Here is a 26,514-nt window from a genome sequence, read left to right as displayed (position 1 = left end):
ATCAAGTTTCCAGCAATTGTCCCAGAGTAAATGTGACATCACCATCGCGCCTTCAAACCGTGGAAATGGACACCTGGGCCGAGTGCGGAGTACAGTTGCTAGTTCGAAGGTTTTGAAAAGACCTGATCGGCGATCCAGTCAAAAACCATGCGCGGGCCGCGACCTAAGTTGCTTTGGTCTCGTGACATGACATAGCCCGCATCGCTGATGACCACGTCGTCTGTAACCTTGACCAGTGAATTGTTTCTGAGCAAATCATCAATGAGTCCGATCCAACCCAATGCAACACCGTCTCCGGCTAAAGCCGCTTGCGTGACCATGTCGTAATTGTTGAAACTGATATAGTTTTTCTTTCGCTCGCCCGTTATCCCCAGACTGTCAAACCATCCTTGCCAGGTTTGCCATTCTGCAGTTGCCGGTTTTGACAAACTGAGAAGTTGTACATCGAGCAATTCCGCAGCAGATTGGATTGGTGTAATCTTTTCTAATAGCTGGGGGCTGCAAACCGCGGCGACAGCTTCCTCCAGAAGAAGAATTTCACCAGGCTTTATCCGGCTTTTTGGGGCCACGTGGATCTGTATATCGCAGTCTGTGTAGTCCAAGCCCGGGGGTACTGTAGAAGCCAGAATTTGAATCTCAATTTCGTCGTCAATTTCCTCGCGGAGATATGCCAGGCGCGGTAGCAGCCAGAAAGTCGAGAAAGCAAAATCGGCTGAAATCCGAACCTTGGGTTTGGATTTTCGTTCCAATAAGGAACCGACAGCATAGCCCATTTGCGTCATCGCGGGTCTGACCACATTCAAAAGCCTGAGCCCTTCGTATGTTAGTGAAACGCCGCGGTGCTCTCGTTTAAAAAGTACGACACCCAGATCAACTTCCAAGCCCTTGATCCGTTGCGAGATCGAAGACTGGGTCAAGCCAAGCGCCTCTCCTGCACTCGTAAAGTTCCCATGTTTGGCCACCACCTCGAACGCATATAGCGCCACCAGGTTGCGGCTTAGTTTGGTATTAACTCTATTAATGTCATCCATAATTACTCAGCTACTAGAAAAATGAGAGAATTTATACCAAAATCTGTGTCAAAGGGCGCGTAAGCAACCCTGCAGGAGAAACACGGGAGCCAATGATGACCAAACAAAGTCGCAGCCGAACAATTCATCCAGCGATTGCTATGCATGTCGGCGAAGTAGCAGACGGAACGCTCAGCCGTCGTGAATTCCTAACACGCGCTACTGCACTAGGGCTGTCTGCATCGGCCGCTTATTCGGTGATTGGTCTATCTCAGCCAGTACAAGCTGCTACGAATATTCAACCCGGTGGTACAATTCGTATTCAACAGGTTGTGCGCGCGCAACTTGATCCGCCGCTGTATAACTGGCCTCAACTTGGAAACGTTGTCCGTGGCTTTCTGGAATACCTCGTTCAGTACAATGCGGACGGTACGTTCGAGCCTCGGTTGCTCGAAAGCTGGGAGGTGAATGACGATGCGACGGAATATGTTCTGCATGTGCGTCCAGGCGTGAACTGGAATGACGGGCGTGGAACGCTGACGGCCACGGATGTTGCGTACAATTTTGGACGTTGGTGCGACGGTACTTGGGAAGGTAATTCCATGGCCGCGCGCATGGGCTCCTTACAGAACGAAGCCGGAGATGGCCCTGCCGACGGAGCGTTGGAAGTGGTCGATGATCTGACACTTAAACTGAAGCTGACGCGACCTGACATCACCATTATCCCGGCCGTCACGGAATATCCTGCTGCAATCGTGCCCGACGGTTGGTCTGGCGATCCAGCCAATGATCCGGTCGGTACGGGGCCATACAAGCTCGTCGAGTATCAAGTAGGTGAAAAGGTCGTTCTGGAGAAGAACACGGATCACGACTGGTGGGGCGAAGGCGCTTATCTAGATCGGATCGAGTTCATAGACTATGGCACCGACGGTGCCGCGCATCTGGCTGCTGCGGAAGCAGAAGAAATCGATATGACCTATGAAACGGTCGGTGAATTTGTCGATATCTACGAAAGCATCGGTTGGAACCAGAGCGAGTCTGTCTCTGCGAACACGATGGTTCTGCGCACAAATCGCGACGCCGAAGTGGACGGCGTTAAGCCCTATGCCGACGCACGCGTGCGCCGCGCTTTAGCAATGGCCTGCGACAACGCCGTTTTGCTGGAATTGGGATATGCCAATCGCGGAACGTTGGGCGAGAACCACCACGTTTGCCCCATTCACCCCGAGTACGCCGACATTGGGGCTCCGGAAAAGGACGTCGAGGCTGCGCGCGCATTGCTGGAAGAAGTCGGCATGCTCGACTATGAGCATGAGATTTTCTCCATTGACGATGACTGGCGCCGCAACACGACAGACGCACTGGCGGCCCAGTTGCGTGACGCAGGTCTGAACGTCAGACGTACGGTATTGCCGGGTAACACTTTCTGGAACGACTGGAACAAATACCCGTTTAGCTCGACCGATTGGGGGCATCGACCCTTAGGCGTTCAGGTTCTGACACTGGCCTACAAGTCGGGCGTGGCATGGAACGAAACCGGTTTGGCAAGCGCCGAGTTCGACGCAATGTTGGAAGAAGCGTCGGCCATAGCGGACGCGGAAACGCGACGTGGGCACATGGAAAAAATCGAGCAGTTCATGCGGGATGACGGAACAATCATCCAGCCGTACTGGCGGTCACTGTATCGTCATTCCCGCCCCGGTGTGATCGGCGCAGAAAGCCACCCCATCAATGAGATCCATGTGCACAAGCTGGCGCTCGAAGCCTAACCAGGCTCACCGGCGGGCATTGCCAAGTTTCTCCTGATCATCTCGAATCTGGATCGGACAGCCATAACCCCTAAGCATCTAGTTGATTGCCTTAGTCTCCGCTGTACTCGCTTCGCTTTTGCAGATGAAGAATTTTTGTGCCCGCGGTGGTCAGGATTTCGGTAACTGGCCCCTCCCAGTCAGGCGGTTTTTCGCAGTGCGATTGATCCGCCGCAGCGGTGTCGCTGGTTACATTTTGGCTCGTTCTGCCTCTGTTGGCCTTCGGCTGAGTTCCTTGGGGTACATGCGTCGCGTCGTGGTCCGCGCGCGGGCTATCAACAAGATGCTGGCTTGATGAGATCTCGATGTGCCCACTTTCGGTGACGGATCCTAAATTGCGCTTTGATATACCGCGTTCAATTCTTCTATGAGAATGTCCAGGAAAAGCTGGTTTTCATCCAGCAACTCCTGGGCCATGGATTGCAGTACCGCGAATTTGTAATTGACCGTTGGGTAGTATGGGCGGCTTTCGAACGGCAAGCCATCCAGTTCACCAGTCGCCGCGACACCCGGAGCAAACCCAACCATGTTGGAATGCAGCGCCGTCGCTATGACTGAATAAAAGAGGTTGCAATCGGACTTTGGGTCAATCTCGATATTCGCGTCTTTAAAGGTCTGCATTAACAACTGCGTAGGCAGCAGATCTTTGCTAAGCATTACCAGCGAAATTTCCGTCAAATCTTCAGGTGTGACATAGTCTTTAGCGCGCAAAGGATGACTGGCTGAGAATACGCAACGCAGCGGGCTTTCGAATACTATCGGGTCGGCGATTTCGTCAAAAAAAGGGGCATCGGCGATTCCGATGTCAATGACCTGATGAGCGATCAAATCAACGGTTCGTGGCGAGGTTCTGGCCTGAACCGAAACTTCACACGTGGGATACACCTTGCTGAATCTTGCAAAAACACGCGGCAAAACTTTTAATGACATTCCAGGAGTGGTCGAAACCCTGATCTGTCCGTGCGAACTGGTTCGCAGCATTCTGGCCACATCGCGGGTAGCTTCCATCGTCGAGAGCGCCTTGTCCGCAGCCTCCAGAAAATACAGCCCCTGAGGCGTCGGAGAGACGCGCCCCTGACGACGGTTCAGAAGAGATATCCCGATCTCCTGCTCCAGCGCCGTCAGCATCTGACTGACAGCGGGGGCCGAGACATGCATAAGCCGGGCTGCCTGAACAAGAGTGCCGGTCTTGACCGCCAACTTGAGGGCGCGCAGCTGCCTTTCATTCACACCCGGATACCTCCATTAAAATAACTTCTACTTATTATATCTCTACAACTTGCGATTTTGAAAGTACATCAAAGTACATTAATTAAGCCAAATATACAGGGTATGAGAGAATCGAAACGACTTTGCAAAAAGTGTTACTTATTCTCTAACACCTTGGATGGTTGAATCAAAGATCCATCTCAGGATGAAGAGGAGAATATTGCCACATGCAAGGTGGATCGCGCATACAGATTTCCGACTTGTCGAAACACTACGGTTCAGTTCAGGCTGCAGAAGCTGTCAATCTGGACATTTCCCGGGGCGAGTTTGTTACCTTCCTGGGCCCGTCGGGCTCGGGCAAGACCACGACCCTGATGATGGTGGCCGGGTTCACGGTCCCGACCCGGGGCGATATTCTGGTCGACGGACAGTCGATCGTGCCGGTCCCGGTACACAAACGCAATATCGGCATGGTGTTTCAGAACTACGCCTTGTTCCCGCATATGAGCGTGGCGGACAATATCGCCTTTCCGCTGCAGATGCGTGGAATAGGTAAGTCCGACATCACCGAACGAGTGGCCCGCGCTCTGGACCTAGTGCGTTTGGACCAGCATGGCGACCGCCGGCCAAAGCAACTGTCGGGAGGGCAGCAGCAGCGCATCGCGCTGGCGAGGGCGCTGGTATTTGAGCCATCAATCCTGTTGCTGGACGAACCTCTGGGTGCGCTGGATGCAAAGCTGCGCGAAGAGATGAAGTTCGAATTGAAGCAGCTGCACCACCGGATCGGTGCCACAATCCTGTTTGTTACCCACGATCAGGAAGAGGCGCTGACCCTGTCGGATCGGATCGCAGTTTTCAATGACGGTCGGATCATGCAAATAGGTCGACCGGACGAATTGTATCGTGCGCCGAAGAACCGTTTTGTCGCCGATTTTATTGGTGAAACCAACCTGTTAAGCGGCAAGGTAACCGATCAGACGAACGGATTGGTCACCATCGATGCGGGCGGGCAGAGCTTTGTTGGCCGTATGCGCGACGGTTTTATGCGACCCAATACGGCGGCCACGTTCACCTTAAGGCTGGAAAGTCTGCGCATCTTGCGCGGTGAAGACCGGGCAGAATGCAACGCTCAGGGCATCATCGAAGAATATCTGTATGTGGGCAATTCGACGAAGTACCTGGTGCGTCTTGCTTCGGGTCAGCGTCTTACGGCACGGGTGCCGGGCAACCTGCCCGACGAGACCCTGAAGATCGATACTCAAGTCACGCTCGGCTGGAACACTGACGACATGCTGCTGGTCGAAGCGGCCTGACACACCCGCAACCGAAATCCAAGCTAATGGGAGGAAATCATGAAGTTGGACAGACGGACATTCCTGCAGGGCACCGCGGCGGGTCTTGCAGTTACCGCAATGAGTCCGGGCATGGCCCGCGCGGAAGGTTACAGCCTGAAACAGATCAAGACTGAACTGGCCAAGCACAAGGGCCGCAGCCTGACCGTCGCGTCTTGGGGAGGTTCCTTCCAAGAAGCGCAGCGCAACGCGTTTTTTGCACCTTTCGCCGAAGAGTTTGGTATCGAGATCATCGAGGATACTGATCCTAAGGACCCCAAGATCATTGCTATGGTCGAGGCGGAAAATGTGATCTGGGATCTGGTCGATATCGGCACCTATCGTTCGACCCCGCTGGGCAGAGCCGGTGCGCTGGAGGAGATCGACTACTCCATCGTCGACAAGACCAATGTTTTCAAAGGCTTTGCGCCAAAATGGGGTGTCGGCAACCTCAGTTATTCCGAGGTTCTGGCCTTCCGTACAGACGTTTTCACCGACAAGAAACCCACATCGATGGCCGACCTGTGGAACACGACCGACTTCCCCGGGCCGCGGGCCATCCGCGACAATCCGATCGCCACGCTCGCTTATGCGTTGCAGGCCGATGGCCTGCCGCTCGACCAGATTTACCCGTTAAACGAGGGCAAGATTGCCCGGGCATTTGCCAAGCTGGACGAGATCAAGGATGACGTGATCTGGTGGAGCTCAGGCGCCCAGGCGCCCCAGCTGCTGGCCTATAGCGAAGCGGTGATGGTCACGGCTTGGAATGGACGTCTGGACGTGATCCGCGACGAAGGCGTGCCGTTGGAAATCGTTTGGAACGGAGCTCAATTGATGGGCGACGCCTGGGCTATCCCTAAAGGTGCGCCAAACGCCGATCTGGCGCAGTTGTTCATCGCGTGGGCCAGCCACGAAGACGTCAACTGGCGCCTCAGCGATTACATAACTTATGGCCCCGTCAATCACAATGCGATCAAGAAGGTGAACCCTGATCGTGCGGCGCTGCTGCCAACCACCTTCGCTGATGTGCAGTTGCCCTGTGATTATGATTATTGGGGCGATGCCTATCTTCCAATGCTTGATCGCTGGAAGGAATGGAAACTCGGCTAAGGCCGGGACCAGCCGGGCCCGCAAAAACCTCTCCCCGTACGCGGGCCCGGACCACACGGAACGGACAGTCCATGCAAATCGCTTCCCCCACCCCTGTATCGCAGGCTTCGCACCCTCCGTCAGAATCCCTTCTCAAGCGCCTGGAGCGTCGTGAGAAGCTTGTTTATCTGGCCTTTCTCGCCCCGGCTCTGCTGTTCCTTGCACTGATGTTCGTGGTTCCGTTGGGCATGTTCCTGTCTCAGAGTTTTTTGGACCCTAATTTCACGCTGGAAAATTACCAAAAGGCGTTTACTCGCCCGATCTACATGAAGATCCTGTGGCGAACTCTGCTTGTTTCAGGAGAGACGACTCTGATCTGTTTATTGGTCGGCTATCCCGTGGCCTTCGTGATGGCGCATGGGTCAAATCGGATCAAGCTGATCGTTACGGCGCTGGTCTTGATCCCGTTCTGGACGAATATCCTGGTTCGTATGTTTGCGTGGATGGCGCTACTCGGACGAAATGGAGTGATCAACCGCAACCTGATGGAGTTTGGCCTGATCGACGCGCCGATTCCTATGTTGTTCAACCACTTCTCGCTGACCATCGGCATGGTGCATTTCATGCTGCCCTACATGATCCTGCCGCTTTTTTCGGTGATGACAAACATACCGCAGAACTTGATGGATGCTGCCGCCAATCTGGGCGCCGACACGCGCCGTACCTTCACCCGCGTCTACCTGCCGCTTTCGTTGCCCGGCATCGGTGCCGGGGTGTTGCTGGTGTTTATCCTGAGCCTTGGTTTTTTTGTCACCCCGGCCCTGCTGGGCGGACCCAATGACACCATGCTGGCGCAGATTATCGAGCTGGAGATCAATGACAGCCTGGACTGGGGATTCGGCGCCGCGCTGTCGACCATTTTGCTGGTGCTGACGGTCACGCTTTATGCGCTTTACGACCGCTTCATCTCTGCCGACCGTATCTACGAAGGACGCTGAGCCATGAAACTCGATGGTCCCATGACCCCCGAAAAAGCACTGTTATACTGTGTTGTTGCGCTAGTGCTGTTCTTTCTGATCCTGCCGAACTTCATCGTTGCACCGATATCCTTCTCACCGACCTCGGTACTGGAATTTCCACCGCGCGGGTTCAACCTGAAATGGTATCACAAATACCTGACCCAACCGGGCTGGATCGCCGCAACATTCACCAGTTTCTATGTTGCCATCCTGACAGTCATTGTTTCACTGATCGTAGGGAGTGCCGCAGCATACGGGATCGTGCGCGGAAATTTTCCGGGAAAGCGTCTGCTGAATTCCTTCTTTCTGTTTCCTATTATCATCCCTAGCCTCCTGACGGCGATTGCTATATTCCGACTTTTTTCGGTGCTGGGCTGGACCGGAACAGTGTTCGGCTTTGTTCTTGGGCATTCGGTTTTGGCGATCCCGTTCGTTATCACGATCATGACAGCGTCGTTTCGGGGTATCGATCCCAGTGTCGAAAACGCTGCCCGCAACCTCGGTGCCAACCGGGTCAGAACGGTGTTGCGAATTACCGTGCCTATGGCCATGCCGGGTTTTTTGTCAGCGGGGTTGTTTTCCTTTCTGGTGTCGTTTGACGAGTTGCTGATTGCTCTGTTCCTGTCCAGCCCCCGCGTCAGCACCCTGCCCAAGCGTCTGTGGGAAGGGATCCAGTTAGAGATTGATCCTTCACTGGCGGCTGTATCAACCGTTCTGGTGTTCGTCAGCCTTGTGGTCCTAGTGACCGCTGGCCTTATCAAGCGCAAACTCGAGGAAAAGTGATGTACGAACATATTGTCAGATCGCGCAGAGCCAAAATCTCGAAACTCGCCGTAAACGACAACAGTTGCGGTTGGATCGAAACCTTGCCCGAACGGAATGACATCCGCTCGCTGAACGGTGCGCTGCGGGTACAGTGGGCCGTGATCGGTGGCGGGTTCTCTGGGCTGGCCGCTGCCCGTCGCCTTGCAGAACTTTATCCGCAGGCAGATATCGCATTGATTGAAGGACAACGCATAGGTGAAGGATCGGCCGGACGAAATTCGGGGTTTGCCGTTGAAGCATCCCCGGGCCGGGTCGGTGACGACGAAACCATGATCACCAAGGCGCTGTCGAACTATCTGATCAATATGGAGGGGCTGGATTACCTCCGTACTGCAGTGCATGCCCACGAGTTGTATGCAGCATGGGATGACAACGGTAAGTTTCACTGCGCCGCCGAACCCCGGCATTTCCGCAATCTGGCGAGTTTCGAAAACATCTTGCAAGAACTCGAAATTCCATACGAGTGGCTGGAAGGGGATCGCCTGGATCGCCGCTTGGGCATCCCTTATTACCACAAGGGGCTCTGGACAAAACACGCGGCATTGGTACAGCCTGCAGAACTTGCGCGTGGCCTAGCGATAAACTTGCCGAAATCAGTCACTGTCTTTGAGGACAGTCCGGTCACCGGAATCGAATATGGCTCAACCATTGATATTACTTGTGTGAGCGGGACGGTGACTGCGGACAACGTGGTGGTGGCGACCAATGGCCTGCTGGGAGAATTTGGGTTGTTCCGGGGGCGCATGATGCACCTGACCCTGACCGCCAGCATGACCCATCCTTTGACCAAAGACGAACGCGCCGAAATTGGTGATCCGGACCCTTGGGGTATCCTGTCGGCACATCGGATGGGGGCGACAATTCGCTATACACGCGATCACCGGATCATGATGCGAAACACGGCCGAATATTGGCCTAATCTGGCAATGTCCGAGGCGGATTTGGCTGCCCGCCGCGCCGTGCATTTGCGCGCGATCCGAGACCGTTGGCACATGCTGCCAGATCTCAACATCGAATACACATGGTCGGGTGTCGTGGCAATCAGCAGAAACTACTCTTCGGTTTTTGCCCGTCCTGCACCAAATGTGCTAGCGGTCGGCGGCTTCAATGCTGGAGGTATCGCGCGCGGTACGGCTTTAGCAAAGCTACTTGTCGAACAATATGCCGGTCTCCAATCGCGGGCTTTGGCCGAAGCACAAAGGCTTGCGCCACCAGCTATCCTGCCGCCACGGCCATTTTTGGATATTGGAGCCCGCTTGAATGTAATGAGGATGCGCGCGGGCGTCGGGCGGGAGTAATCAGCAACCACTGTCTAATCCAGGAACTGAATGAAGAATTAGCAAGGACATGCATTTCGGCAGAGTCCGACTATCTACCGTTTCATCCTTCGAGATCTTGTTCTTTCCTCGGAATTTTTTGAATGCACGGTCGCGACGAAATCTATCACAAATTCCTTTGGGCTTTCTCGCAATCTTCTCTGAAGTTTGAAGTCAAGTTGAAAATTGCTGTGTTTACCGGTTCTAAAGATGTAGACGCCCCGCTGGCTTCAATGTGTCGTTGTGGGTTTGCAAACAACCTGAATGGAGGCGTCTAGGGAAGAGATTAACATGGTTGGCCTGGATTTGGCGAAGAACGTTTTCCAGGTGCACGGAGCAGATCACACTGGTCACGCTGTTTTGAGGAAGAAACTTAGCAGAGGTCAGGTTCTTGAGTTTTTTGCCAAGCTGTTGAGATGCGTGGTGGCGATGGAAGCCTGTGCCGGTGCGCATTATTGGGGCCGGGAGATTGGTCGCTTGGGGCACGAAATCAGGCGGGATCACCAAGTTTTCTGACAGTTCCGACCACGCCATTCGCTCCAGATTAAGATTTCGACCAACATGCCACGCCTGAAGGGTTTTCGCTTTCCACGTGAGATCATCGCCCAGGCGGTGTGAGCCTATCGCCGCTTTGCCCTCTTTCTCGGAATAGGTTTGATCAACCGGATAGGAGCAGAGTGATTGTGTCTCCTGCATTCGAGTAGCCGCGAATGGTCATTAAAGACCTCCATTCAGCACGCAGAGAGGGACGGAAACGAGCCCATAGGAGAAGTCTTGAACTCTCGCTGCGCATTTACGAGGCGTCAAGGCTGCCGCGCGCGCAAATATTACGGTGCTGCCTTGCAGCGGAAGAACCGGCCATTCGCGCAGAATGCCGCAAATTTCAGGTCAATAATTCACAGTTTTCGCAACAAAGCTGACTTCTGTTAAACGTGGTCTAATGACCGCTCTCGCGGACCTTCGATTAGGGCGCAAGGCTCAAATCGACATGAGCCACTTCTTGAAAATTCTCACCGTGACCCGCTCCTGATCGCCAGGGCGACAGACGAAGTAAAGCCCACGATCCAATGGAATACTGCTTTGGTCGAGCCGGATCAGCCGGCCAAGTTCCCAATCTCTTGCCGCCAAAAGATGTCTCGCCAATGTCACGCCTTGCCCGTCAATCGCGGCCTCCAAAAGAACAGCACTATCGACGTACTTGATGTTCTGAGACTTAATTCGATCAGCGCTCAACCGAACTTGCGCAGCCCAGCTTTCCCATCCGACGTTGTAGGCATCGTGCAATAATGGGAGATCAGCCACGTCCTCGGCGCGCATTGGCAGCCGTGTTTTCTCAACAAGAGACGGCGCGGCCACGACAATCAATTCCTCTTGTCTTATTTGCTCATGATATAGCCCGTCCCAACCGGGCTCCCCAAACCGCAGGGCCACATCCACCTCGGACGTATCGAAATCCGCAAAGGCATCATTTGTGTCCAGCAACAACGCGATCCCCGGATGCTTTTGCTGAAATGAACTTAGTGGAGGTACAAGCCATTTGAGCGCCAGCGACGTGGATAAAGACACTGTAATCGACTGGCGGTGATGCAATCGCCTCACCTCCGATACGCCCAGCTGCAATGCAGAAAATGCCCCGCGTGTTGATTGATACAGGCGTTCCCCGGCTTTGGTCAGTTCAACGCCATTGGGGCGGCGATGAAAAAGCGTCACGCCAAGATGCAATTCCAGCAACTTGATTTGCCGCCTGATCGCCCCGTGGGTGACGTTCAGAACATCCGCTGCCTTGGTCAGGCTGGAGTGGGTTGCGGTTTCGTCGAAAGCTTAAAGGGCTCGAAGGTGTCTGAGGTTCTCCGCCATGTGAGAAAACCTAACAGTAATTTCCAAGAACTCGATAGGATCCGATAATTCCTAAAGGTTACACTGATTTCGGATCAAAAAATCTCACACACCATTTGTCTAAAGAAAGGAAAAGCAATGGCCGAAGCCAAAGTCGCACTAATGACTGGTACAGGACAAGGCATTGGCCGGGGCTGCGCCATCGAAATGGCCAAGGCTGGCTACAAGGTCTCGTTGATGTCCCCGTCTAACCGGTCTGTTGAACTGGCGGAGGAGCTTGGGGGCATTGGCCGCCGCGGCTCTGTGCTGGACGTGGATGATTTGCAAGCGATGATCGACGACACCATGAGCAAGTATGGACGGATTGATGCAATCGTCAGCAACATGGGTCACGGTGGAACGGTGCCTGAAGCCATCAAAACCGTTGGTTTCGATCCTGACTTTGACGGGCCGCTTTTGGAACTCAGCGACGAACTGTGGCACGAAAGTCTGGACATGTATGTGCTGAACGTTGTGAAGATTGCCCGTATCGTCACGCCCATACTGATCGAACAAGGCGGTGGCGCTTTCGTAAACATCTCGTCCATGAATGCAGTCGAGCCGCGCGCTCCCTATCCCATGAGTATGCTGCGCGGCGCCCTGCACAGTTTCTCAAAGCTTTACGGGGATCGCTATGCACGGCACAACATTCGCATGAACAACCTGCTCCCAGGGTTCTGCGAGAACGTAAACCTATCTGAAGAGGCCCGCCGATCCATCCCGGCGCAGCGGCCCGCAACGTTCGAAGAAATTGGACAGGCTTGCGTGTTTCTTGCCAGTGAGGGAGCCCGGTATATCAATGGTCAGAGCATTCTGTCCGATGGCGGGATGAACCGCGCGGTTCGATAGTAAAGAGACGGTGGAATATGATTGTTACGGCACTCAAAGATATCCTTGATACAGATCGAGACGTTTCCGGTCCGGGATGGAATAGCAGAAGGTTACTGCTTGCCTCTGATGGCATGGGGTTTTCGCTAACCGATACGATCATCAAAAAGGGTGCAGTGCTTGAGCTTGAATACACCCATCACCTAGAGGCGTGTTATTGTATCGAGGGCAGAGGACAGATCAGAGCCGATGACGATGAAACCTGGCATCTTCTTGAACCATTTACGCTCTATGCCCTAGATCAACATGACCGGCACTTGGTGCGCGCCACAGACGCTGACTTGAGGCTTGTCTGCGTTTTCAATCCTCCGCTAAGCGGCCGCGAAGTGCACCGCGAAGATGGAAGCTATGCGCTAAGTGGATCCTTTTGAGCGCGGCAATGTCTTGCGCAATCCGGCCATTCATGCAGCGTGCAGCATCCGGCAAAATGGGCTCTGAGCCGCCCGAAACGCATGCAGCGATCCCCCGTCACTTGATCTGCCAATAGCTCGCATTCAGTGGTCTCCTAGACTCGCACCTTCAGCGCGCCGTTCGCCAAATTAGACCGGACCCACAGCCTCGCCGCATCAGAAAATTGGGTCAGTGCCCAAGGCAGATATTACTGGTTCCATCTAACTCGCACCTGCAACATCCTTTAGCGACGCACGGCGCACTGCACGGCGGAGTCAAGAGCGGACGTTCGTGCGTTTCGCTGCGAGTCGAGCAAGCGCTAGAGTAGCTTGCGGACGAAGTTGGGACTCGTCGAACACCTCTGATGAGAGATTTGAATGCGGACACCGCACCAGGAGCAAGCTCCGCCCCTGCCGGAAAGTGCCGCCAGGCTATACTCGAAATGCCTCTTTTTCGGGATGAAATAATTCGTATCATACCTTACGCAGGATATAGGTGAAGAAGTTGCATGATCCGAAAAAGGTTCCAGCTTCAGAGGCCTCATGATGCGTAGTCGACCACCGATGTGCCGTCTCTTCGTCAAGATGCCCTGCCGCGACCATAGATGGTGTATAGCTGTCCAACATGCTCACGAAAAAACCAGCTTTCCCTGCTTCCGCGAGGACCTCGGGCAGAAAATCCACGAGTTCAAGATCGGACCGGGGAAGGAGTTCAGGAAACTGTCGCATTGCCCGGGGATGAGCAACGACCGTCTTTAAGAGACCCTGCAGCGCGCGTTCGTTGAGTTCAGGGTCTCCGGCTCCAAACGTGATCGAGGCGTAGTCGCCGTCAAACACGACAACCTGCCCTCCGGGTTCTGTCATGCTGGCTGCAACCTTCAGGACCTGCGCAGGATCGTTAACGTGACTGAGAAGCGTGTGCAGCACCACGAGATCGTATAGGCTCTCTCCATCTGGGGTCTCATGGCTGTCGGCAATCTCAAAGGAGATCCTTTCACCCAGGCCTTCCGCGGCAGCAATACCACGGGCAATTTCGATAAGCTCTGCCGAGTAGTCGGTCCCGGTCAACCTTGCTTCTGCGGCGAGCCTTGTCGCCAAAGCACGGGTGACAACACCGGTTCCACAGCCCATGTCGAGCACGTTGCGGGGCCGAGCCAACTGCAGGCGGTCGAAATACCTCTCCCGCATGGCAACAAACGCGGGATAGGTTCCCCGATACTCGAGACGGTCGGCGACCATCTGCAGTTTTTTACGGTCAAGCTGATCGAGTGATTGGAATATGTCCGACATGTCTCTGCCCTTCAAATTGCGATACCCGGTGCCGCGCGTCTCAAGCTGACGCGGCCGTCCGCCGAGGCCATAAAACGGCGAATTGTCAGGCCGACGTATAACTATCCGACCACGAGAATGCCTTTGCCTTGGGCGCAATGGACCCAATGGACGGCAGCGGAAAGTGACTTCCAACCACCAACGCCTCCGAGCCACTTACCATTTCAAGAAGCGCGCGGCGGCTCTTGCGCGCGGCGGAGGCGTCCGTGTCGTTCGTGAAACTCCAGTGGGGTCTCCCACACTGGGCCGGGCTGTGGATTGCGTCGCCCGTTATCACGACAGATCCTTTCGCGGCTTCGATTTTGACCGAGACGTGCCCCGGTGTGTGTCCAGGTGTCGGAACGAGTGAAACATGATCGCCAATCATGTGATCGGCGCTCACGAGGTCCGCCTGGCCTGCGGCGATGACGGGAAGAACGCTCTCCTGATAGACTGGGCCCGCCTCGGCGCTGAAATGGACATCATCGGCCGCCGGCAGGATGTATCTGGCATTCGGGAAAGTCGGAACCCAGCGGCCGTCTCGCAGCCGCGTATTCCAGCCGACGTGATCGAGGTGGAGATGCGTGCACAGGACGACGTTCACATCTTCAGGAGAAACGCCGGCCGCCGTCAGGCCCGCCAGGAACCTGCCATCCGATCTCATGTGCCACTGTGCGATCGCGCAGGTCTTGTCGTTTCCGACACAGGCGTCGACGAGGATGTTGTGCGACGGGGTCCTGACCAGGAAGCCCTGGATCGGAATCAGCATCTTTCCGGTCAACCTGCAAAGTTGCCGTGGTGCCTCGCGGCGCAGCAACTCCAATCCATCAGGTTCCATATCGGGAAAGAATTCATGTGGTTTGAGGAAAGGGTCCACGCTTTCCAAAATTCTCCAAATTTCGATCTCGCCCAGCTGAATCAGCATGCCGGCTCTCCCGCTTTCGCTCCCGATTATAGCGCAAATCCAGCGACGGATTAAGGATAGTGCGTCGCCCTTCACTTCGCTCCGAGTAGTTCGCATGGGGCTCTGAACCGCCCGTCTGCTTGCAGAGGCTTGATCCGTTTCACCGGCACAACCGAGGGCCCATACGTTCGGTGGTGGAAAGCGATCGTTGAGCGATCCGGGAGTCAACTACGGCTCCGAGTCAGAAGCGCTCGAATGCTTTCATTCGTATTTTAGCCAGCGCAAGCGAACAGTTCTGGTGGGACGGCACCATGGTGTTTCATGCTGAAAAAATGGTGGACGAATGGATGGCCATCTGCGTTTCGATCACGAAAATTCAATTTTCTATCTCCACTTGTCGTCAACCCGCGATGGCGCACCGACCTTTGTGTTCGTCAACGCTCTGACAGGATCAACAGATCATTGGGAGGCTATCGTCGCACATGAACTTCGAAGTCGCGGCTTCGGGACACTGAGCGATAATTTACGGGGTCAGAAAAAACCTTCATTCAGCCGGGAAACAGAGCTGACATACGATGTGATTGTTGATGACCTGATCCGCGTCCCTGACGAAGTGTCGCCAACATCTCCGATCTTGGCAGGATTGTTGATAAGCGGATTATATGCCTCACAGGCATTTGCAGGGGGCGCGTCTGCTGACGGGATCGTTCTGCAGAACACGCTGCGCGAGATCAAACCGCGCCCCGCATGGATTAGTGACGTCCTCCCGCACTATGTCGCGACGGGAGGCGTCGCCTTGTTCATGGGACTGATGATGCCATTTCTATCTGATTAAAGACCTCATGGCCGAATTCAGCCTCTCCAAGACCACCAGCTACCGGTTTCTTGCCGAAAATGAAGACTGAACTCATTTGCACAAGCCCAATCCGGCCCTAACGCCCTATTCAGCACTCAGCCGGAATCGACCCCTACATGGCCACACCCGCGCTTTGGCCGACGCCCTGACCAGTATTTGCAACCGGCTTTCTGTGCGCAAATTTTGTCTCTGTTTTCGGCAAAATCAGTGTTTTTCAACAATATCAGCTCGAGGTGGCTGTTGGCCGCAGACTGCTTGATTGTCTGTGTCGGCGTTCCCCTTCGATCCAAAAGTGCAATACGCAATGTTAAGGCTGATCTTTGGCTTAAACCCGGTTGGAAGTGAAAGATGTCTCAGGATATCAGAAACCAGAGAATACCATATCGAGAGCGCCTCGAATCTTGTAATCGTGTTCGGTCAGGTCGGCCAGCGATTGGCCCTTCAGGATGCCTGAGGGAACCGCGGCCAACTCGGCAGTATGCAAAACATGCGCGATCCCGCCAATCTCAAAAATGGGCTCTAACCGCCCGAGAGGCGTAGGCCCCTGCGACAACGGAATGAGAGGTGCCACAACGCGGGTTCCAGTTTCGATGAGATCGGACTGCAAATCGAGAACAATCCGATCCCTGGAAATGTGATAGACATGGAACTGAGCCATCAATCGACTCTCAAAACCTGGACATCGGCCAAAGGTGTTCCATTCTTCTCGATCCATTTTCGACGTTCTGCAATCGCGGCAGCATTCTCCTCAGCCCATGCCTCGGCTTCCGCCTGCGCAACGGCGTTGGCCAGTGCGGCATCACTGATCGCAGAAACATTGAGACCCAAATCACGAGCCCTCGCCAAGTTACTGGCGTTCAATGTCACATTTGTTCGCTGCTTTTCGTTGTTTGGCTGAGGCATGATGTGCTCCGGTTCGTGTGCAACATTTACACATTCCTGATGTGTAATACAAGTGGCCAACGTTCATCTCTTCAGGTTCAAATGGCGCAGTAAGGGTCTCAACGGCACCGTAAAGTTTATGCGGCTGCCTGCGTAAAGTACGACTTGGCGGCATGACCGATGCCTGTCTCTATAGCCGCCACCGTTTCCCGCCCGATGTGATTTCTTATGCGCCTGGCTGAGTTTTAGTTTTCTCTGAGCCTTCCGGTGGCCGAAGATTTTTTTGCCGAGCGCCGCATCATCGCATCGGACAGTGCAAGCTTGGGCCGGAAAGTTCGGAAGGGAATTCGCAAAAACGATCCGGCGCCGGTCAGCTGGTAAGTTCGGCGACAATTGGCATCTGGACGAAGTTTACGTCTCGACCGGGGGACGCAAGCATTGGCTTTGGCGCGCGATCGATCAGGAAAGGTTCGTTCTGGATGTACTGGTTCAACTCCGCCGCAACCGGCGGGCTGCCCTGCGCCCGATGCGCAAGCTGCTGACCCGGAAAGGCCATCCGCCGAGGGATCTGTTTGCCGACAAACTTCTCTCATATCCGGCGGCAAAGCGCGAGATCATGCCTGGGGTCGAGCATCGCTCAACTCGGAGTAGCGTGAATATCGCAATCAGCCAAAACTTCGGGCCAAGTCGGTAAACTTCAAAGGCCCCTACGGAGCGTTTTATTGATGGCCTTGAAACCGAAACTTCTCGGTTGATCCCCGATGACAATCTTACGGGGCAGGTCGATCACCTCCGAGACGCATAGAGAACTTCGCCGGAATTTGGCCGTTTCTGCGCTTCGAAAGCATGAATACCTGCCCCGCCGTTGTCGGGCCCGACTTACTCTGCCAGAACCTGAGCCGATTTGCTGCGTCTGTGGTCGTTGTAGAGCGCTTTCATCAGCGACAGGCACATCAACCCCATGACCATTGTGAACGGCAGGGCGCCGATGATCATCGCGCTTTTCAGTGCCTCCATCGGATCGGCCTCGCCATTGGTTTTACCAGCAATCAGCAAAGTGCCCATCACCAACGTCAGGATCACGCCCCAGACGATACGGTGCTTTACGCCGGCCTGGGTCTCGCCACCGGACATGATGGTGTTCATCACCAGAATGCCGGAATCCGCCGAGGTGACCAGAAATGTCAGGATGAGCACCACGCACATTGCGGTTATCAGCGACAGGAACCCGCCCGAGAGGATGTGTTCCAGCGTCACGAATAGCTTGGAGGACTGCGATGCGCCGATGATCGCGCCTTGCGCTGCGCCAGAAATTTCCAAGTCGATAGCGGTGGCACCCAGGATGGTCATCCAGGCGAAGCAGACCGCCGTCGGGGCGAATACGCAGCCTATGATGAACTCGCGGATTGTGCGGCCTTTGGAGATGCGCGCCAGGAACAGGCCGACAAAGGGTGAAAACGCGATCCACCAAGCCCAGTAGAACGTGGTCCAGCCTGCCTGCCAGCCAAACTGACGGCCTGCATTTCCGGCCTCGTAGACGGCGGCTAGGGTAGCCTCATCCAGCTCGGCCGCGGGGCCTTCCAGGCCCGATCTGAAGCCGTCGAAGCTGCCCCATGCATTGGTGGCGCCTCCGATCAGGTCATCGGCCAGCGGTTTTGCAGCTTCCGGCAGGGCGGCTGCGAAGGCGGCCGGATCCTGAGGGGTCCAGGCTCCAAAGCTGATCTGAACGAAGTGCAGGATATAATCCACCAGTGAGGTGGCATAGGTGGTCATGGCAAACAGGAATGAGCCGAAGACCACAAATGTCAGAAGCAGGATCACCGACAGGATCAGGTTCAGGTTCGACAGGATTCTCACACCCTTGTCGACGCCGGTCACGGCCGAAACGATCGACAGGCCCATGATGATGACCAGGCCGGAGATAAGCCCCACAGTTCCCGGAACCGGCGCCTCGCCGTTCAGATCCATGATCCACTGCATTCCGGTGATTGCATAAACACCATCGATAAACTGGCTAACGCCGAAGCCGATGGTCACTGATACGCCCAGAATGGTTGCAACAATTCCCAGAACGTCCACGACGTGGCCCAGAAATCCGTTGATGTATTTGCCGAATAGCGGGGTCAGCGCCGAGCGGATGGTCAGCGGCATTCCGCGGGTATAGGCGTAATAGGCCAGCGACAGGCCGGTCACCACATAGATTGCCCAGGCGTGGATGCCATAGTGGGCAAAAGTGTAGCGATAGCCGGACTGAACCGCCTCGGGTGTATAGCCTGCAACCTCACCGGCCACCACGACCGGGTTGGAGCCCCACAGGCCCAGCGGCTCGGCGGTGGCAAAGACCATCAGGCCCACCCCCAGCCCGGCACCGAACATCATCGAAAACCATGAAAAGTTAGAAAACTCAGGTTGTTCGCCCGGTTTACCCATCCGCACATTGCCGGTCTGGGGCAAGGCGGCCAGCGCAAAAAGGAAAAAGGCGAAGAAGCCGGTGATGACGATATAGAAGGCATTGAAATCGCCAAGGATTTGCCAGTTCAGACTGCCGAGAACGCCATTGGCGTTGGCCGGCCAGACCAGAGCCCAGATTACCAGAGCCGTCATCACGCCCTTGCTGAGCAGCGCAATCGGAATGCTGTATCCCTCGTAAAACCCGGAACTGGATGTTTTGATTTCCAGATCTGTGAATGGTGCTTTGGATGACATAATGTCCCCTCCCTGTTCGCACGAATTGTCCCTTTGGCCCCGCGCAGCCGCCGCAGGGTTCCTTTCCGTCGGTGACCATGTCCCCGGCCGGTAAGTGACACGACTTGGAAATCAGCCCGTTATGGCCCGAATCCGGTCGAGTGTGGCCGCATTGACAGCGACTCCTTCTCGCAATGCTGCGTTGCGTTTTGTCTTGCGCCCGTCACCCGGAAGCCGGGCACCTTCCTGTTCGCGTATGGATGCGGCCAGCGCGGCAATGCCAGTGGCGAAATCCCCGCCCGAGGTTGCGCCCGGATCGATGGCGAGGAAGAACTGACCGGTCTTTGGCGGCCCGCCCGCGGTGCCGGAGAATGGTGAAGCCTGCGTGCCCAGAGCGGCGCCGGTCATGGCGGCGGCCATTATCTCGGTCAGTAGGGCGATGCCGACACCCTTGTAGCCGCCCGACGGCGCCATCGAACCCTGGAGGCCAACGTTGGGATCTGTGGTCGGGTTGCCGTCCGTATCCAGCGCCCAGCCGACGGGGATCGGTTTGCCTTCGCGCGCGTGTTTCATCACTTCGGACTTGGCGATGGTGCTGGCGCTCTGGTCGATGAGGATTACGGCCTGACCGTCCGCACCGGGTGCTGCGACGGAAAACGGGTTGGTGCCGACAACCGGTTTCGACCCGCCCGAAGGCGCAATGGAGGCCGGCGCATTGGTAAAGCCGATCGCCAGCAGTCCGGCTTCGGCCAACCGCGCGGTGTGGATACCCAGCACACCGCAATTATAGCTGTTGCGGACGGCCAGCGCCGCCACGCCCTGTTCGCGGGCCAGCGGGATCAATTTCTCAAAACCCGCGTCGATGGCGGAATGGGCGAAACCGGTCGCCGCATCGACGCAGATCACGCCGGGGCGTGGCTGGCTAAGCACCGGTTTCGCCTGCCCGTCCACCTTGCCGCATTGAACATGCTCGGCATAGATCGGGATATAGGCGAGTCCGTGCGAGGCCACGCCATCGGCTTCGGTCGCCGCGGTGGCAGCCGCGAGGGGCCGCGCGTTTGCCTCGGACGTGCCCGCCGCAACGAGGGCACGAAAGGCGATGTCCTCAATCTCGGTCAGGGTAAGCGTGCGGGTGTCTGTCATTCAATCTTTCCCGGTTAATCGTTGTCGGAAAGCCCGGCCCCGGCACCTGCGAGACGCGAGGCTTCGGTGGCGGGTGCAAGGGTGCGGTGGGCGAAGCGGTTGAGGAGCCCCCACGCGGCGGTGTCGGGTGTCGCCCGAGTGGCCTGTGGCAAAGGCGCGGCCAGCGTTCCGCCAAGGCTGGCGCGGGCACCGGCGGCATCTGCCTGCAGGAGCGCATCGCCGCTGACAGAGACGGCTTTCCCATCGGTGACAGCCACACTTCCTTCCCATTCCAGCGTCACCGTTCGGCTCAGTTGGGCGGACGCCGCTGCGGCAAAGGGCAGAAGCATCGCCGGATGCGATATCGCCTGCATCACGATGTCCCCATCCGCCAGACGCGCGGCGCTATCGGAAAGAGCAGCCCCGGCTAGCAGCGGGCAGAGGATGCCGCCTTCGGCCCGCCAGTCACCGGACAGGCTTTGCGGGCGCAGGATGTCGGCGGGCCTACCGTCATTCCGCTCCAGCACCGCAGCCAGAACCGCAGCGCCGTCAATGCCCTGCGCACAGAGCCAGCGGGTGGCCCTGGACGCTTCTTCCGCCATGCCCCAACTGAGGCCGGCACCGCGGGCAGAGCGTTTGGCAGTGGCCTCGATCTCGTTCAGTGCAAAACTCATTTCACATCCTCCACAGCCGGATAGACCCACATATCGGCGTTATCCGCTGTCAGCTCCTCAGGGTATGGCGCATTGCCAAACATGCTGATCCGCACCCATCGGTCCGAGCGCGGGTCAAAATGGATTGCCCCGAAGACCGCCAGCTTGCAGCGCAACATGTCGATGGGCAGCACATCGGCGGAAATGGTATTGTCCTGGATCTCGCTGTAGGGCGCATCGGCGCTGATTTGCGCGCGGCGGATGCTGTGACGATGCTCCGGATGTTTCAGCAGGAACTCGGCGACCGGCAATTCGGCGTCCCACCCCGCCAACGCGGCGTGGGCGGCGGCAGCATCGCGGGCCGGGGCCAGCGGTTGTTCGTACTCTGCAATAGGTTCCTCGAAGCGTTCGCCGAGGCGCGGTTCCAGCTTTTCCTCGGACACATACCAGGCGCGGGCGCAATTCTCGCGCGCCGCCCAGTCGGTGCCGAGCGTCCAGCCATGAACTGCTTCGATCAGGTCGCGCACCGCACCGACGGTCATTGCGCCATTGATGAGGGAGGCTTCTGGCCGACCGTCGGACATCGAGGCGGACAGCCCGTCCACCAGATCGCCGTAGGGCTCCAGCATCAGGGACGAAATAAATTCCTGCCCCTCTTCCGACAGTGCGTTTTCAGCCCAAGAATAAAGCCGGTTCCACGGCGCATCCGTCGTCAGGTTCTTCTGCTCCAGGTAGGCCGCTATCCTGGACAGGTCGCCGCGCAGTTCATTTAGCTTTTCGATCTGCACCGGATGTCCGGAGTTCCACGCGTCGACCGAAGCCCGCGAGCGGGCAAACAAGTCGCGGAAAATGTCGGCCTCATCCTCTGATGCCGCGGGCAGGCTGCGCACACGGGCGATCGCCTCTTCGCGGGCTCCGATCCAGTTGTTGAACAGGACCGGGTGGTTAATCAGGAAAGGCGCCATGCCAAGCCCGGTGGAATTGCCAATACCGAGATTGCGGGCGGTCCGCACGTCCAGTTCCACTGCCTGGTTGCCGCCTTTCCGCCACGCCATGTGGTTGACCAGATCACGCACGAAGGCGCGGGTCAGGAAGACCGACAGCATCTCTGCCTGAAACGGCGCGGCCATTTCCGGGCGGTCGGAAATCTTCTCGTGATCCGCAGCCCCCAGTTTGCCCGAACCATAAACGGCGGTGGTTCGCATCAGATAACCCACGGCGGTAACGGTCTCGGCATCCGGCTGGCGGCCCTGTGACAGCGCGTTAACCGTATGTTCCCATAGCCTGACCGAACGGTTGGCGCGGGAAACAGACAGGGATTGTTCGTCGACGCGTCCCGCCTCCTGTCGGGGAACATTCTTCGACAGCCGTTCGATGTCTGTCGCCGTCGGCACCCCGTCAAACAGAGTGAAGGTGGCGTCCCAGGCCGTGGCGATCACCCGGTCCGACCGCATTTCCGGCAGCAGATCATGTGCAAAGGCGATCAGCGAATACGTCCGTTCCGGGCCGGTTGCGGTGTAGACCGCGTGCCCCACGCCCTTCTCGTCGATGTCAAAGAGGGCGCGCGCAAAACTCCAGTTGTCACGTGCCAGCCGACGGGTCAGAACCCGCATGAAGCTGAGGCGACATTGATGGGCCGAGCCGAGGCGACTGAGGCGCATCACCAGCGCGGGATCGCGCCGGGGGACCGTGTTTTGCGCGGATGTGTTCATGACTTATCCTTTTGGAGTGAAATTTTCTGCGAAGAACCGGTACCAGTTCCCGCCCATGATCCCGTCCACTTCGGCAGTGCTGAGGCCCGTCGCGCTAAGACCCTTGCGGATGTTTCCGAAGTCGCGGTTGTCGCTGAACCAGCCGGGCATGGCGGGAAAACCCGCGTCGCTCGCCGATCCTTCGCCATAGTCGATTTCCTTGGTCCAGCGACCGACGCGCATCCATTCCACGATGCTGTCGGGCTGGTCCTGGCAAAGATCGGTTCCGATTCCGAGGTGTTCGGGGCCAAATTTCTCCGCCGTGCGAGCGATCATCCCGCAGAAGTCTTCTAGCGTGCAGGCCGATTTGTCCTTCAGGTGGTGCGGATAGACCGAAAAGCCCAACATGCCGCCGTTGCTGGTGACCGCGCGGATCACGTCTTCGGTCTTGTTCCTGAGCGCCGGAGCCCATTCCTTGGGGTTGGCATGGCTGATCACAATCGGGCGTTCGGAAACCTCCGCCGCCTCGATTGTGGAGCGGTCTGCCGAATGGCTCATGTCCACCACCAACCCGACCCGGTTCATCTCTTTGATGACTTGGCGGCCCATGCGGGTTATCCCGGTGTCTTCGGCCTCGTAAGCCCCGCTCGCCAGCAGCGACTGGTTGTTGTAGGTCAGCTGCATGAAACGCGCGCCAAGCGTATGCAGGATTTCGATCAGGCCAAGATCGTCTTCCATCGGCGAGGGGTTCTGGAACCCGAAGAACACCGCGGTGCGGTCGGTTTCGCGCGCCCTGTCAATGTCCGAGGCCCACTGACCCTTCATGATCAGGTCCGGATATTGCTCGAACCACCGGTTCCATTTCTCAAAGTTCAGAACCGTTTCGCGGAAATTCTCGTGATAGGCGATTGTGACGTGAACCGCATCCACACCACCGGCGCGCAATTGGCGAAAGATCTTTTCCGACCAGTTCGCATATTGCAACCCGTCGATCAGCATGGTGGCACCTCATGATTTTTTCCACAGCGCCCGTACCCGTGAGGGGAGGAGCAGGCGCTGTTTCCGGCATTGCCCATGCGGGTGAATGCAACAGCCGGCATCAGAGCGGTGTCCCGGCGCTGACATAGGCGGTTTTGACGGTGGTGTAGAACTCGGCCGCCGCCCTGCCCTGTTCACGCGGACCGTACGAACTGTCGCCGCGACCGCCAAAGGGCACGTGATAGTCGGTTCCTGCGGTCGGCAGGTTAACCGTCACCACCCCGGTACGCGCGTTGCGGCGGAAATGAGTGGCGCGCGCAAGGCTCTGGGTGACGATGCCCGATGTCAGTCCAAAGTTGGTGTCGTTCACCACGCTCAGCGCCTCGTCATAGCTGTCCACCTTGATGACCGAGGTCAGAGGTGCGAACATCTCTTCGCGGTTGATGCGCATGTCGTTGGAAGTGTTCAGGAACACGCCGGGAGACATGTAAAATCCGTCGTGCGGCATCTCCAGTCTGTGGCCGCCACAGGCAAGCTCGGCGCCTTCAGACTTTCCCAGATCCACATAGGCCAGGTTTTCGTCCAGTTGCTGCTGGCTTACCACGGGGCCCATCTGCACACCTGCTTCCAGCGCGTGGCCGACCTTCATCGCCCGTGTGGCCGTCAGCAGTTTATTGACAAAGGCGTCATGGATTCGAGAATGGACCACAAGGCGCGACGAGGCGGTGCATTTTTGCCCAGTCCCGCCAAAGGCGCCACCAACGGCCAGTGCGGCGGCCAGATCCAGATCCGCATCGTCCATTACCGCCAGTGCGTTCTTCGAGCCCATCTCCATCTGCACCTTGGTCAGGTTCTCGATGGCGGCGGCGGCGATGCCTTTGCCGACCGGGACGGAACCGGTGAACGAGATCGCGTTGACCTTCGGGCTTTCCACAAGACGTTGTCCAACCGTCCGTCCGGACCCCATGACCAGCGAGAACAGGCCCTTTGGAATGTCCTGACGGCTGATGATCTCGGTCAGCGCCACGGCAGAGGCTGGGGTGATGTTGGCGGGCTTCCAGACAACCGCGTTTCCATAGCAGAGCGCAGGCGCGATTTTCCAGGAAGCGGTTGCGGTCGGAAAGTTCCAGGGGCTGATGACGGCCACAACGCCCACCGGCTCGCGGCGCACGTCAATCTCGACGCCCTGGCGCACAGAGTCGGCGTTTTCTCCGATCTGACGCAGGCACTCGGCGGCGTAATAGGTAAAGAATTGACCGGCGCGATAGACTTCGCCCCGGCCCTCGGCCAGCGGTTTGCCTTCTTCGCGGCTGAGGAGCCTGCCCAACTCTTCGGCGCGGTTCATCAGTTCGCTGCCGATGTTCATCAGCACCGCCTGTTTGCGTTCTGGCCCAAAGGCGGCCCATTCCACCTGCGCCCGCTGCGCCTGATCGAGCGTAGCGCCCAACTGATCGGCGCTGGCCTGGGCAAAGACACCTACCTGGTCACTCAAATCAGACGGATTACGGTTTTCGATCTCGCTTTCGCCAGCCATCCAATTTCCGGCAATCAGGTTCAGCTTGGTCTCGGTCATCAGGGATCCCTTGCAAAAATTTGAGCAAGGATGGACTTCGACCTCATTGTCAGTCAAATTCAAACAACTTAACAAAACTTCAGGAATCTTGAAATTGGCGATCAAGATCGAAATGTTGCGTACTTTCAATACGGTCGCCCAGGCCGGCAACCTGGCTGACGCGGCCCGACGGTTGGGGCGAACGCCGTCGGCGGTTTCAATGACGCTGAAGTCATTGGAGGATCACTTGGGCCAACGTCTGTTTGAAGCGGACCGCAAGAATCGGCTAACGCCGCTTGGTGTGCAGGTGCTTGAGTTGGCGCAGGAAGAGTTGAAGCAGTTCGACGGCACCATTCGGGCAATTGAAACCATCGCGCAGGCACCACAGGGGCTGGTGCGCGCAGCGGCTGTACCATCTGTCGCCGCGCTGATCTTTCCCGAGGTGCTGCGCAGGTTCCATCAGGAGTTTCCTACGGTGCAGGTGGAACTCAGGGACGCGGATTCAACCTCGGTTACAGCAGCGCTGTCGCGTGGACAGGTTGATATCGGCATCGCGTCGGTAGCGCACGGGATCCGTGGTACCCGACAGCAATTGCTGTTCAGCGACCGTTTCGGGCTGATCTGCACCCGCGATCATCCGCTGGCGCGTCAGGAGCAGCCTCCGGTTATCCGGCAAATCGCCGCGTCCGGCTTTGTCAACAATGATCTCTGCCTGCAGTTGGACGAGGACGTCCGTGAAGGTCTGACATGTGGGGGGACGGCGCTGGCGCAGAATACGATGACGCTTATGTCCATGGTGCGTACGGGCGGTTGGGTGACCATTCTGCCACAAAGGGTGGCAATGATTGATCCGGCGGGCCTCGCGTTCCGCGTGGTGCAGGGGATCAGCACCGCACGGGACGTCCACCTGATCGTTCGCCAGAGACCGGCGCTGCCCGACTACATTCGTAGATTTGCCAACCTGGTAAGGGAGCAAGCAGCCTAATTCTCCAACAGTGCAAATCCCTTAATCGCACTACCTGCAAAACTTGGTTCTGAAGGTGTAGACGCCCCCGCTGGCCTCGATGTGCCATTGTGGGTTTGCAAACAACCTGAATGGAGGCGTCTATGGGAGAGATTAGCAT

24 protein-coding genes and 2 pseudogenes are annotated in these 26,514 nt (G+C 56.8%); 12 read left to right on the top strand and 14 right to left on the bottom strand.

What is annotated here, in order from left to right; all coding sequences use genetic code 11:
* Window positions 1-98: 98 nt before the first annotated feature.
* Window positions 99-1,031, bottom strand: coding sequence for a LysR family transcriptional regulator (locus ACR0AO_RS15865; RefSeq protein ID WP_480605277.1), 933 nt, complete (start codon window positions 1,029-1,031; stop codon window positions 99-101).
* A gap of 95 nt (window positions 1,032-1,126) precedes the next feature.
* Here ACR0AO_RS15865 and ACR0AO_RS15860 point away from each other — a divergent pair, with 95 nt between their 5' ends.
* Window positions 1,127-2,779, top strand: coding sequence for an ABC transporter substrate-binding protein (locus tag ACR0AO_RS15860; RefSeq protein WP_480605275.1), 1,653 nt, complete (start codon window positions 1,127-1,129; stop codon window positions 2,777-2,779).
* A gap of 369 nt (window positions 2,780-3,148) precedes the next feature.
* Here ACR0AO_RS15860 and ACR0AO_RS15855 read toward each other — a convergent pair whose 3' ends face one another.
* Complete coding sequence (locus ACR0AO_RS15855) at window positions 3,149-4,048, bottom strand: LysR family transcriptional regulator (RefSeq protein WP_480605273.1); 900 nt, start codon at window positions 4,046-4,048, stop codon at window positions 3,149-3,151.
* Between the two features lie 206 nt (window positions 4,049-4,254).
* Here ACR0AO_RS15855 and ACR0AO_RS15850 point away from each other — a divergent pair, with 206 nt between their 5' ends.
* The 6 genes and pseudogenes from ACR0AO_RS15850 to ACR0AO_RS15825 form a co-directional block, all read left to right on the top strand.
* Window positions 4,255-5,340 carry an ABC transporter ATP-binding protein gene (locus ACR0AO_RS15850; protein WP_480605271.1) on the top strand — a complete coding sequence of 362 codons (1,086 nt, stop codon included), beginning with the start codon at window positions 4,255-4,257 and terminating at the stop codon, window positions 5,338-5,340.
* Between the two features lie 39 nt (window positions 5,341-5,379).
* Window positions 5,380-6,468: an ABC transporter substrate-binding protein gene (locus ACR0AO_RS15845; RefSeq protein WP_480605269.1), complete on the top strand. Its 1,089-nt coding sequence runs from the start codon at window positions 5,380-5,382 to the stop codon at window positions 6,466-6,468.
* A 71-nt stretch (window positions 6,469-6,539) separates the two neighbouring features.
* Complete coding sequence (locus ACR0AO_RS15840; protein WP_480605267.1) at window positions 6,540-7,445, top strand: ABC transporter permease; 906 nt, start codon at window positions 6,540-6,542, stop codon at window positions 7,443-7,445.
* A gap of 3 nt (window positions 7,446-7,448) precedes the next feature.
* Window positions 7,449-8,249, top strand: coding sequence for an ABC transporter permease (locus tag ACR0AO_RS15835; protein ID WP_480605265.1), 801 nt, complete (start codon window positions 7,449-7,451; stop codon window positions 8,247-8,249).
* A complete protein-coding gene (locus ACR0AO_RS15830) occupies window positions 8,249-9,589 on the top strand; it encodes an NAD(P)/FAD-dependent oxidoreductase (RefSeq protein ID WP_480605263.1) in 1,341 nt (446 codons plus the stop codon). Before ACR0AO_RS15835 ends, ACR0AO_RS15830 begins: the two co-directional genes overlap by 1 nt.
* Before the next feature lie 282 nt (window positions 9,590-9,871).
* Window positions 9,872-10,102: pseudogene (locus ACR0AO_RS15825) on the top strand (IS110 family transposase); the annotation flags it as partial.
* A 483-nt stretch (window positions 10,103-10,585) separates the two neighbouring features.
* Here ACR0AO_RS15825 and ACR0AO_RS15820 read toward each other — a convergent pair.
* A complete protein-coding gene (locus ACR0AO_RS15820; protein ID WP_480605625.1) occupies window positions 10,586-11,206 on the bottom strand; it encodes a LysR substrate-binding domain-containing protein in 621 nt (206 codons plus the stop codon).
* Window positions 11,207-11,275: 69 nt separating this feature from the next.
* Window positions 11,276-11,416, bottom strand: a pseudogene (locus ACR0AO_RS15815) (LysR family transcriptional regulator); the annotation flags it as partial.
* A 165-nt stretch (window positions 11,417-11,581) separates the two neighbouring features.
* Between ACR0AO_RS15815 and ACR0AO_RS15810 the strand changes: the two are divergent.
* Together ACR0AO_RS15810 and ACR0AO_RS15805 are read left to right on the top strand one after the other, a co-directional pair.
* A complete protein-coding gene (locus tag ACR0AO_RS15810) occupies window positions 11,582-12,331 on the top strand; it encodes an SDR family oxidoreductase (RefSeq protein ID WP_480605261.1) in 750 nt (249 codons plus the stop codon).
* Between the two features lie 17 nt (window positions 12,332-12,348).
* Window positions 12,349-12,741, top strand: a complete 393-nt coding sequence (locus tag ACR0AO_RS15805) for an ectoine synthase (RefSeq protein WP_480605259.1) — start codon at window positions 12,349-12,351, stop codon at window positions 12,739-12,741.
* A 492-nt stretch (window positions 12,742-13,233) separates the two neighbouring features.
* Here ACR0AO_RS15805 and ACR0AO_RS15800 read toward each other — a convergent pair whose 3' ends face one another.
* Both ACR0AO_RS15800 and ACR0AO_RS15795 read right to left on the bottom strand, forming a co-directional pair.
* Window positions 13,234-14,049, bottom strand: a complete 816-nt coding sequence (locus tag ACR0AO_RS15800) for a methyltransferase domain-containing protein (RefSeq protein ID WP_480605257.1) — start codon at window positions 14,047-14,049, stop codon at window positions 13,234-13,236.
* A gap of 85 nt (window positions 14,050-14,134) precedes the next feature.
* Window positions 14,135-15,067: an MBL fold metallo-hydrolase gene (locus ACR0AO_RS15795; RefSeq protein WP_480605255.1), complete on the bottom strand. Its 933-nt coding sequence runs from the start codon at window positions 15,065-15,067 to the stop codon at window positions 14,135-14,137.
* A 247-nt stretch (window positions 15,068-15,314) separates the two neighbouring features.
* Here ACR0AO_RS15795 and ACR0AO_RS15790 point away from each other — a divergent pair, with 247 nt between their 5' ends.
* Window positions 15,315-15,806 carry an alpha/beta fold hydrolase gene (locus tag ACR0AO_RS15790; protein ID WP_480605253.1) on the top strand — a complete coding sequence of 164 codons (492 nt, stop codon included), beginning with the start codon at window positions 15,315-15,317 and terminating at the stop codon, window positions 15,804-15,806.
* Between the two features lie 382 nt (window positions 15,807-16,188).
* On the opposite strand, the gene ACR0AO_RS15785 is transcribed toward ACR0AO_RS15790, so the two are convergent.
* Window positions 16,189-16,542: a CcdB family protein gene (locus ACR0AO_RS15785; protein WP_480605251.1), complete on the bottom strand. Its 354-nt coding sequence runs from the start codon at window positions 16,540-16,542 to the stop codon at window positions 16,189-16,191.
* Window positions 16,485-16,730 carry a type II toxin-antitoxin system CcdA family antitoxin gene (locus ACR0AO_RS15780; RefSeq protein WP_480605249.1) on the bottom strand — a complete coding sequence of 82 codons (246 nt, stop codon included), beginning with the start codon at window positions 16,728-16,730 and terminating at the stop codon, window positions 16,485-16,487. Before ACR0AO_RS15780 ends, ACR0AO_RS15785 begins: the two co-directional genes overlap by 58 nt.
* 292 nt (window positions 16,731-17,022) lie before the next feature.
* Between ACR0AO_RS15780 and ACR0AO_RS15775 the strand changes: the two genes are divergently transcribed.
* On the top strand, window positions 17,023-17,403 hold the full coding sequence (locus ACR0AO_RS15775; RefSeq protein WP_480605247.1) for a DDE-type integrase/transposase/recombinase: 381 nt from the start codon (window positions 17,023-17,025) through the stop codon (window positions 17,401-17,403).
* Window positions 17,404-17,588: 185 nt separating this feature from the next.
* Here the strand turns inward: ACR0AO_RS15775 and ACR0AO_RS15770 are convergent, their stop codons facing one another.
* The 6 genes from ACR0AO_RS15770 to ACR0AO_RS15745 form a co-directional block, all read right to left on the bottom strand.
* Window positions 17,589-19,415, bottom strand: a complete 1,827-nt coding sequence (locus ACR0AO_RS15770) for a BCCT family transporter (RefSeq protein ID WP_480605245.1) — start codon at window positions 19,413-19,415, stop codon at window positions 17,589-17,591.
* 111 nt (window positions 19,416-19,526) lie between these two features.
* Window positions 19,527-20,537, bottom strand: a complete 1,011-nt coding sequence (locus ACR0AO_RS15765) for an Ldh family oxidoreductase (protein WP_480605243.1) — start codon at window positions 20,535-20,537, stop codon at window positions 19,527-19,529.
* A 14-nt stretch (window positions 20,538-20,551) separates the two neighbouring features.
* Window positions 20,552-21,190 (bottom strand): DUF3726 domain-containing protein, encoded by a 639-nt coding sequence (locus tag ACR0AO_RS15760; RefSeq protein WP_480605241.1) that lies wholly within the window; start codon window positions 21,188-21,190, stop codon window positions 20,552-20,554.
* The gene (locus ACR0AO_RS15755) at window positions 21,187-22,881 is read right to left on the bottom strand and encodes a hypothetical protein (protein ID WP_480605239.1); all 1,695 of its coding nucleotides are present in this window, start codon (window positions 22,879-22,881) and stop codon (window positions 21,187-21,189) included. Before ACR0AO_RS15755 ends, ACR0AO_RS15760 begins: the two co-directional genes overlap by 4 nt.
* A 3-nt stretch (window positions 22,882-22,884) precedes the next feature.
* Window positions 22,885-23,859: a membrane dipeptidase gene (locus ACR0AO_RS15750; protein WP_480605237.1), complete on the bottom strand. Its 975-nt coding sequence runs from the start codon at window positions 23,857-23,859 to the stop codon at window positions 22,885-22,887.
* A 100-nt stretch (window positions 23,860-23,959) separates the two neighbouring features.
* A complete protein-coding gene (locus tag ACR0AO_RS15745; RefSeq protein ID WP_480605235.1) occupies window positions 23,960-25,411 on the bottom strand; it encodes an aldehyde dehydrogenase family protein in 1,452 nt (483 codons plus the stop codon).
* Between ACR0AO_RS15745 and ACR0AO_RS15740 the strand changes: the two genes are divergently transcribed.
* Window positions 25,398-26,375, top strand: coding sequence for a LysR family transcriptional regulator (locus ACR0AO_RS15740; RefSeq protein ID WP_480605233.1), 978 nt, complete (start codon window positions 25,398-25,400; stop codon window positions 26,373-26,375). The genes ACR0AO_RS15745 and ACR0AO_RS15740 overlap by 14 nt on opposite strands.
* Window positions 26,376-26,514 lie beyond the last annotated feature (139 nt).

Source organism: Ruegeria sp. AF8 (genome assembly GCF_056541825.1).
The sequence above is the reverse complement of the archived record's forward strand: the minus strand, read 5'-3'. Positions and strand labels throughout refer to the sequence as shown.